Below are 8,395 nucleotides of genomic sequence, written 5' to 3'. Positions count from 1 at the left end.
AGCGTGAGGGAAACGCCCGGTTACATTCCGAACCCGGAAGCTAAGCCTTACAGCGCCGATGGTACTGCAGGGGGGACCCTGTGGGAGAGTAGGACGCCGCCGAACAAATATTGGGAAAGGCCCACGCCGTCATGGCGTGGGCCTTTCTGCGTTTACGGGTGCGTTTAAGCTCGGGGCATGCGCTACGACTTGGTTATCTTCGACAACGACGGCGTCCTCGTCGACAGTGAGCCCATCTCCAACCGGCTCCTGGCCGCCTATCTCACCGAGCTGGGGCACCAGACCTCCTACGACGAGGCCATACGGGACTACATGGGATCCGCGATGCACCGGATCCATGACCTCGTCCAGGAGCGCACGGGGCAGCGGCTGCCGGACGACTTCGACGATGTCTTCCACGCACGTGTCTTCGCCGCCTTCGAGGAGGAGTTGAAGCCAGTGTCGGGGGTGGCGAAGGTGCTGGAGCGGCTGGCGGCGGACGGGGTGCCGTACTGCGTGGCGTCGTCGGGGAGTCATGAGCGGATTCGGGTGGGGCACCGGACGACCGGGCTCGACCGGTGGTTCGACGAGTCGCGGATCTTCAGTTCGCAGGATGTGGGGCGCGGGAAGCCGGCACCGGATCTGTTCCTCTACGCGGCTGCGCGGATGGGGGTCGCGCCGGGGCGGTGTGCCGTCGTGGAGGACAGTCCGCTGGGGGTGCAGGCGGCCGTGGCTGCCGGCATGGACGTGTACGGGTTCACGGCCATGACACCGCCCGACAGGCTGCAGGGGGCCACTCAACTCTTCTCCGACCTGGGGCAGTTGGCTGACCTGCTGGAATGACCGGGGGCACGGCGGCGGCGCTGACAATTGTCATGCCGAGCTCCGGACGATCGTTTCTACTGGGGGACCCCGCCCGGACGCGAAGCTGAGGGCATGACGAAGACGACGAACACCGGGTCCCGGAACAACGACGAAGGCAAGCAGCAGCCCAGCGTGCTGGAGAACTTCAAGCCGCTGATCGTGGACGTGGCGGTTCCCCTCGGGTCGTACTACCTCTTCAAGGGCGCCTTCGGGATGAGCACCTTCGCGGCGCTCGCCTGGAGCAGTGTGGTGCCGGCGGTGCGTACGGTGTGGAGCGTGGTCAGGGAGCGTCGGGGCAACGCGTTCGCGGGGCTCATCCTGCTGGTGAACGTGGTGTCCCTGGCGCTGAGCTTTGTCTCCGGCGACCCGCGGCTCATGCTCGCCAAGGACAGCGGGGTCAGCAGCGCGATCGGGATCGCGATCCTGGTGTCGGTGGCGATGGGCCGGCCGATGATGACCGAGGGGCTCAAGCCGTTCATCGTGAAGGGCGACGCGGCCAGGGAGGCGGCCTTCGAACGGCTGCGGACCGGGTCCGCCGCGTTCCGGCGTACGGAGCGGGTCTACTCCCTCGTGTGGGGCGCGCTGCTGCTCACCGAGTGCGTGGTGCGGGTCGTGGGGGCGTACACGCTGCCCGTCGACACCATGGTGTGGCTCGGCACGGTCATCCTGGTCGGTGCGATCGGGATCGGGATGGTGGTGAGCGGTGGGCTCGCCGCGGAGCCGATGGCGCGGATGATCTCCGCGGAGGTCACGGCCGCGGAGGAGGAGCCGGAGGGCGCCGAGGACGGTGCGCGGCGCGAGGTGGCTGTCGCCGCCTGAGACCGCCGGAGGTAAAGCTGAAGGAAATTCATCTTTGGCTGGATCTACCCACGAGTACGCCGGGGCCCTACGCTCGCCGCCATGACAGATGTGCTGCGGCGCGGTAGGGCCTCGCTGGCGTTCAGCTTCTTCACTCAGGGTGCCACCTTCGCGCTGCTGGTGACCCGCATCCCCGCGATCCAGGACCGGTACGGCGTCTCCGACGCGCTGCTGCCGGTCTTTCTCGCTGCCGTGCCCATCCTGGCCGGCGTCGGCAGTGTCACCACCGAGCAGTTGGTGAAGCGAATACGGCCGAGCCGGCTGCTGCGCTGGTCCCAGCCCGTGGTGATGCTGGCGCTGCTCGGGGCCGGGGCCGGCGGGAACATGGCAGAACTGGCGGTGGCCCTGGCCGCGTTCGGGCTGGCCGTGGGTGCGTTGGACGCCTCGATGAACATGCTCGGGGTGAGTCTGCAGCGGACGTACGGGCGCAGCATCATGCTCAGCTTCCATGCCGTGTACAGCCTGGGCGGGATCCTCGGGGCCTCGCTGGCCTGGGTGGGGGCGCACTGGCATCTCGCGCTGTGGGTGTCGTATCTGCCGGTCGTCGCGGTGCTGCTGCCGGCCGCGCTGGTGGGGAGCCGGTGGTACGTGGACGGTGATCCCGCGCCGGTGGAGGACGGGGTGCAGGAGGGAGGCGGTGGTGTCGTCTTCAAGATGCTGCTGCCGCTGTGTCTGGTGATGACCTTCGCCTACATCGGGGACTCGACCGTCTCCAACTGGAGTGCGAAATATCTGAAGGACGTGCTGGGCAGCAGCGAGCAGCTCGCCACCGTGCCGTACAACGTGTACATGGTGACCACGCTGGCCGGGCGGGCCATCGGGGACTTCGGGGTTCGGCGGTTCGGGGCCGTGCCGGTCGTACGGCTGGGGACGCTGGTGGCGGCCGCCGGGTTCGCGGTGGTGGCGGCGGCGCCGGGGGCCTGGGTCGGCATGGCCGGGTTCACTCTGCTGGGGCTGGGGTTGTGCGTGCTGGTGCCGCAGACCTTCGCGGCGGCGGGCAGGCTGTTCCCGGGGGCTTCGGACGCGGCCATCGCTCGGCTGAATATTTTCAACTACGTCGGGTTTCTGATCGGTTCGCCGTTGGTCGGTGCGCTGGGCGATGCGTGGAGTTATCGCGGGGCGATGCTGGTACCGATGGTGTTGGTGCTGGTGACGATGGTGTACGCCCGTTCGTTCGCGACCAGGTCGGACCGATACGGTGGCGGGCATGAGCGGCCGCGCACAGCTGATGTGGGACGAGGCAGTAACGGGCTATGACTTCGGTCCGGGCCATCCGATGGATCCGGTACGGCTGGCGTTGACCCGGAGTCTGGTCGGTGCCTTCGGGCTCGACCGGGTGGTGGATGTGGTGGCGGCGAAGCCGGCCGGTGAGTCGACGCTGCGGCTGGTGCACCGGGAGGACTACATCGAGGCCGTGAAGGCGGCCTCGGCGAATCCGGCGGCGGCCGACCAGTCGTACGGGCTGGGGACGGAGGACGATCCCGCCTTCGCCGGGATGCACGAGGTGTCCGCGCTGATCGCCGGGCAGTCGGTGGGGGCGGCGGAGGCGGTGTGGCGGGGGGATGTCGATCACGCCGTGAACTTCGCGGGCGGGTTGCACCATGCCATGCCGGGGGCCGCGTCGGGGTTCTGCATCTACAACGACGCCTCGCTGGCGATCGCGCGGTTGCTGGAGCTGGGGGCCGAGCGGGTCGCCTATGTGGATGTGGACGTGCACCACGGGGACGGGGTGCAGGCCGCGTTCTGGGAGGATCCGCGGGTTCTGACGATCTCGCTGCATGAGCATCCGCGTACGTTGTTCCCGCAGACCGGGTGGCCGGAGGAGGTCGGGGCCGGGGCGGGGGAGGGTGCCGCGGTGAACGTGGCGCTGCCGGCGGGGACCGGGGATGCGGGGTGGCTGCGGGCGTTTCACGCCGTCGTGCCGGAGCTGGTCGCCGACTTCCGGCCGCAGGTGCTGGTGACGCAGCACGGCGCCGATACGCATTTCGAGGATCCGCTGGCTCATCTGGCGGTTTCGCTGGATGCGCAGCGGGCGGTGCAGGTGGCGTGTCATGAGCTGGCGCATGAGTACGCCGGGGGGAAGTGGGTCGCGTTGGGTGGGGGTGGGTACGAGGTGGTGGATGTCGTGCCTCGGTCGTGGACGCATCTGGTGGGGGTGGCGGCGGGGCGGGAGGTTGCGCCTGAGGCGTTGGTGCCTGAGGGGTGGCGGCAGGAGGTGTTTGCTCGGACTCGGCAGTTGGGGCCTGGGCGGATGACGGACGGTCGGTGGCCGGTGGGGTGGGTGGGGTGGGAGGCCGGGTACGACCCTGCTGATCGCTTGGATCAGGCCGTGCTGGCGACGCGGCGGGCTGTGTTTCCGCTGCGGGGGTTGCTGGCGTAGGGGGTTTTCCTCGCCCCCGCCGCCCCTACCCGTCCCGTCCTCCAGGGGGTGGGCCCCCTTCGACCGCCCGTTTCGGGGGCTGCCGCCCCCGGACCCCCGCTTCGGCCTGAACGGCCTCGTCCTCAAACGCCGGACGGGCTGGAGAGCGGGGGTGCAGACCGGTTCGCGTCCTCGGACGCCGGGCGGGTTGAGAGGGTGGGGGGTGTGGACCGGTTCTCTCGTCCTCGGATGCCGGACGGGCTGGAGAGTGGGGGTGCAGACCGGTTCGCGTCCTCGGACGCCGGGCGGGCTGAGAAGGTGGGGGGGTGCGGACCGGTTCTCTCGTGCTTGGGCGTCGGGCGGGCTGGAGGGTGGGGGTGCGTTACGCCGACTGTGCGGTGTTCGGGTGTTCTGGGGGTGTGGTGGGGTGGGGTGCGTCAGCATCTCTGGCGTGTTGAGTGGTGGTGGGCTTCGGGCCTATTTGGTGGCTGCTGGGCTGGCGGGGGCGGTGGGGACCTCGCGGGAGCGGAGTCTTCGTAGCTATCGGCTGTTCGCTGCTCGGGATCCTCGGGTGTTGATCGGGATTGATCCGCAAGGCGGATGGGGTGAGGCGGAGTTGGTTCGGTTGATGGCCGCCAAGTGTGGGGTTTCGGACGATCCGCGGTGTGTTTCAGGGCATGATGTGATCGATCCTGACTTGACCGTTGCCGCGCTGGATGCGTTTGCCGAGCGGGTGGGGGTGGCGGCCCGGCGGCGTACTCCCGTGTTGTTCGGGACCGGGCACCCGCACCGGCTGATCGGGTTCTACGCCGGTCTCGCGGACGCGCTGTCGGCGGCGGGGTGTGAGGTACTCACCCCTGCGCAGGGTCGCTGTGTCGACATAACGACCCGGTTCGGTCTACGTATGTGCGAGCTCGATTACGTACGGGGAGTCGGAGTCATGAGAGAAGTGGGCCGTGAACGCCCCGGTTGTGCGCCGGGTGCGCATACGCATTCGCCGCTGCCGGTTCGGGTGGCGCTGGATGCGGCGGCGGGGGGTGGCGGGCCCTTGCCCGAGCTGGTGGTCGGGGACCATGGGTGGGTCTGCGGTGCAGGTCAGCTCGGGGTTGAGGCCATTGGTCTGGCGGATACGGATGACCCCGCGCTCTTTGTGGGGGAGGCCGAGGGGGTCGTGTCCGTCGCCGTTCCGGTTGATGACGGCGTGCGGTCTGATTACTACACGCCGCTTACCCGCTACGTACTCAATCGAGCGTGTCTGTCACAGTAGGCCGCCGATGGGTGCACCTCTTCCCCACTCGCATCACCCGCCCCTACATTGGGGAGTGAGCACGCAACGACGAAGAGTCACCGGAAGGGGAAGCCGGTGGCCCGTCGAGTGCGGAAGGTTCAGGTGTGTCATGGCAGCTGGCGAGAGGCCTCTGAACGAGGTTGTGTTCCTTACCGTGGCGGAGGTCGCCGCGGTGATGCGAGTGTCGAAGATGACCGTGTACCGGCTGGTGCACAGCGGTCATCTGCCCGCGATTCGGGTGGGGCGGTCCTTCCGCGTCCCCGAGCAAGCGGTACACGAGTACCTTCGCGAGAGCTATGTGGGGGTGGAGACCGCCTGACGGCCGTTCCGGGACTTGTCCCGGGGCACCTCGATTACGAGCTCAGCGCTCGGGCGGGTAGGCTAGCCCCTCGTAGGTCGTATGGGCCCATGATGCCCAGCACCGAGTGATGAGAAGTGAGCGAGGGTAGTCGTGGGCTCTGTTATCAAGAAGCGGCGCAAGCGGATGGCCAAGAAGAAGCACCGCAAGCTGCTCAAGCGCACGCGCGTTCAGCGCCGTAACAAGAAGTAATTACGGCGTCGAGCCGCGAGAGCTTGTGTGTGGCCCCCCACCAGTACGGTGGGGGGCCACTGCGTTTTCCGGCCGTTGCGGCTTGTCGTGGCCTGCTGGGGGTCATGCCAGCGCAACATCAACCCGCTAAGTTGGCCCGCATACGGGAACACGGAAGAAAGGCGCTGATCTTGGGGAAGGTCGTGCTCGTGACCGGGGTGGCCCGTCAACTCGGGGGCCGGTTCGTACGGCGGATCCAGCGTGATCCCGAGGTGGACCGGGTGGTCGCGGTGGACGCCGTGCTGCCGGAGCATCATCTGGGCGGGGCGGACTTCATCCAGACCGACATCCGGCAGCCGTCCATCGCCCGGGTGCTGGCCGAGAGCGGCGCCGACACCGTCGTCCACATGGACGTGACCGGGACACCGCTCGGCAGCGGAAGCCGGGCCACCGTCAAAGAGACCAATGTCATCGGGACGATGCAGCTGCTCGGCGCCTGCCAGAAGTCGCCGAACGTGAAGCGGCTGGTGATCAAGTCCAGTACGAACGTGTACGGCTCCGCGCCGAAGGATCCCGCCGTCTTCACCGAGACCACCCCGCCGAAATCGCTGCCGAGTGGGGGCTTTGCGAAAGACACGGTGGAGGTGGAGGGGTATGTGCGGGGGTTCGCCAGACGGCGGCCCGACGTGGCGGTATGTGTGCTGCGGTTCGCCAATATTCTCGGGGCGACCGCGGAAACTCCGCTCGCTTCCTATTTCTCGCTGCCCGTGCTGCCCACCGTTCTCGGATACGACCCGCGGCTGCAGTTCGTGCACGAGGACGATGTGATCGAGGTGCTGCGGATGGCCTCGCACGAGCCGGAGCGGGGGACTCTGAACAGCGGTACGTTCAACATCGCGGGGGACGGGGTGTTGTTGCTCTCGCAGTGTTCGCGGCGGCTGGGGCGGCCCACCGTGCCGTTGCTGCTGCCGGCGGTCACCTGGGCCGGGTCCCTGGTGCGGACGCTCGGCATGAGCGACTTCTCGCCCGAGCAGATCCGGCTGCTGACCCACGGCCGGGTGGTGGACACGGTCCAGATGCGCGAGACGCTGGGATTCCGGCCGAAGTACACGACGGCGGAGACTTTCGAGGACTTCGTGCGCGCCCAGGCCCCGGGGCTGCTGCCGCCCCAGGCCGTGGCCGCGGCGGTCGACCGGATCGCCGCGCTGCCCGCCCTGAGCGGTGGGAAGACGTCGGCGCGGACCGCGGCGCGGACCCCGACGAAGAACCCGACCCAGAGCGCCAACTGAGGAGCGCAGCAACGATGGCGGACGCCAAGGTCATTCCGTTCGACGACGACCGGTCCCGCGGGGCTGCCGTGCAGCGGCCCACCCGGCGCCGGGCCGCGGGGAGCCGGCGCAAGGGCGGTGGCGAGCAGGCGGCGGCGGTGCGGGAGCCTGCGGCGGTGCGCGAGTCCGCTGTGGTGCGTGAGGTCCAGCCTCTCGCCGGGCGGATCCCCGCGCAGGAAGATGTGCATGTGACCCGGGATAACCCTGAGACGGGCGTGGAGCAGCCGCCGCACGACGAGGCCGGCCTGGAGCGGCGCGTCGCGCGCGGACTCGCGTTTCTGCGGCGGCGGCTGACCGGCGACTACGAGGTCGACGACTTCGGGTACGACGAGGAGCTGACCGACCAGGTCCTGATGTCCCTGCTGCGGCCGGTGTACGAGAAGTACTTCCGCGTGGACGTGAAGGGCATGGAGAACATCCCGGCCCAGGGCGGTGCGCTGATCGTCGCCAACCACTCCGGGACGCTGCCGATGGACGGGCTGATGATGCAGGTCGCCGTGCACGACCAGCATCCGGCGAATCGTCACCTCAGGCTGCTCGCGGCGGACCTGGTCTTCGTGCTGCCGGTGGTGAACGAGCTGGCGCGGAAGCTGGGGCACACGCTCGCGTGCGCGGAGGACGCCGAACGGCTGCTGGGGCAGGGCGAGCTGGTGGGGGTGATGCCGGAGGGGTTCAAGGGCATCGGGAAGCCCTTCAGCGAGCGGTACAAGCTCCAGCGGTTCGGGCGGGGTGGGTTCGTGTCCACCGCGCTGCGGCAGAGGGTGCCGATCATTCCCTGCTCCATCGTGGGGGCCGAGGAGATCTACCCGATGATCGGCAACGCGAAGACGCTGGCACGGGTGCTGGGGATTCCGTATTTTCCGCTGACGCCGACGTTTCCGTGGCTGGGGCCGCTGGGGGCGGTGCCGTTGCCGACGAAGTGGACGATTCAGTTCGGGGAGCCGATCCGAACGGACGGCTATCCGCCGGAGGCGGCCGAGGATCCGATGCTGATGTTCAACCTCACGGATCAGGTGCGGGAACAGATTCAGCACACGCTGTACAAGTTGCTTGTGCAGCGGCGGTCGGTCTTTTTCTGAGGGTCGTGACTTGTCTGCGGGCCGGTGGGGGCTGGTCGCGCCCACGCGGCGGAGCCGCATATCAGATACAGCCCCGCGCCCCCCAAGCGGCGGCTTCGCCGCCTTGGGGGG

General features: G+C 68.6%; 9 protein-coding genes and 1 rRNA gene. All 10 read left to right on the top strand.

The window, feature by feature from the left end; translation table 11 throughout:
• Positions 1-105 (top strand): 5S ribosomal RNA (rrf, locus tag ACFWPS_RS53455); the annotation flags it as partial.
• A gap of 72 nt (positions 106-177) precedes the next feature.
• On the top strand, positions 178-822 hold the full coding sequence (locus ACFWPS_RS53450) for an HAD family hydrolase (protein WP_383721739.1): 645 nt from the start codon (positions 178-180) through the stop codon (positions 820-822).
• Positions 823-915: 93 nt separating this feature from the next.
• Complete coding sequence (locus ACFWPS_RS53445) at positions 916-1,662, top strand: VC0807 family protein (RefSeq protein ID WP_383721737.1); 747 nt, start codon at positions 916-918, stop codon at positions 1,660-1,662.
• Between the two features lie 81 nt (positions 1,663-1,743).
• Positions 1,744-2,958 (top strand): MFS transporter, encoded by a 1,215-nt coding sequence (locus ACFWPS_RS53440; RefSeq protein ID WP_383721735.1) that lies wholly within the window; start codon positions 1,744-1,746, stop codon positions 2,956-2,958.
• Positions 2,909-4,081 carry an acetoin utilization protein AcuC gene (locus ACFWPS_RS53435; protein ID WP_383721733.1) on the top strand — a complete coding sequence of 391 codons (1,173 nt, stop codon included), beginning with the start codon at positions 2,909-2,911 and terminating at the stop codon, positions 4,079-4,081. The genes ACFWPS_RS53440 and ACFWPS_RS53435 overlap by 50 nt, the downstream gene beginning before the upstream one ends.
• A 430-nt stretch (positions 4,082-4,511) precedes the next feature.
• Complete coding sequence (locus ACFWPS_RS53430) at positions 4,512-5,327, top strand: phosphatase (RefSeq protein WP_383721731.1); 816 nt, start codon at positions 4,512-4,514, stop codon at positions 5,325-5,327.
• Positions 5,328-5,457: 130 nt separating this feature from the next.
• Positions 5,458-5,667, top strand: coding sequence for a helix-turn-helix domain-containing protein (locus ACFWPS_RS53425; protein WP_067299677.1), 210 nt, complete (start codon positions 5,458-5,460; stop codon positions 5,665-5,667).
• 132 nt (positions 5,668-5,799) lie between these two features.
• Positions 5,800-5,898, top strand: coding sequence for a 30S ribosomal protein bS22 (locus tag ACFWPS_RS53420; RefSeq protein ID WP_003948845.1), 99 nt, complete (start codon positions 5,800-5,802; stop codon positions 5,896-5,898).
• A gap of 170 nt (positions 5,899-6,068) precedes the next feature.
• On the top strand, positions 6,069-7,166 hold the full coding sequence (locus tag ACFWPS_RS53415; RefSeq protein ID WP_383721729.1) for an NAD-dependent epimerase/dehydratase family protein: 1,098 nt from the start codon (positions 6,069-6,071) through the stop codon (positions 7,164-7,166).
• 14 nt (positions 7,167-7,180) lie between these two features.
• On the top strand, positions 7,181-8,284 hold the full coding sequence (locus ACFWPS_RS53410) for a lysophospholipid acyltransferase family protein (RefSeq protein WP_383721727.1): 1,104 nt from the start codon (positions 7,181-7,183) through the stop codon (positions 8,282-8,284).
• Positions 8,285-8,395 lie beyond the last annotated feature (111 nt).

It is taken from the genome of Streptomyces sp. NPDC058457 (assembly GCF_042720695.1).
Lineage (GTDB): Bacteria > Actinomycetota > Actinomycetes > Streptomycetales > Streptomycetaceae > Streptomyces.
This window is presented reverse-complemented; position numbering and strand designations above follow the sequence as displayed.

Coding starts and splice junctions, on each gene's coding strand:
- ACFWPS_RS53425 (WP_067299677.1), top strand. CDS start 5,458: ATGGCAGCTGGCGAGAGGCCTCTGAACGAGGTTGTGTTCCTTACCGTG.
- ACFWPS_RS53450 (WP_383721739.1), top strand. CDS start 178: ATGCGCTACGACTTGGTTATCTTCGACAACGACGGCGTCCTCGTCGAC.
- ACFWPS_RS53440 (WP_383721735.1), top strand. CDS start 1,744: ATGACAGATGTGCTGCGGCGCGGTAGGGCCTCGCTGGCGTTCAGCTTC.
- ACFWPS_RS53445 (WP_383721737.1), top strand. CDS start 916: ATGACGAAGACGACGAACACCGGGTCCCGGAACAACGACGAAGGCAAG.
- ACFWPS_RS53435 (WP_383721733.1), top strand. CDS start 2,909: ATGAGCGGCCGCGCACAGCTGATGTGGGACGAGGCAGTAACGGGCTAT.
- ACFWPS_RS53410 (WP_383721727.1), top strand. CDS start 7,181: ATGGCGGACGCCAAGGTCATTCCGTTCGACGACGACCGGTCCCGCGGG.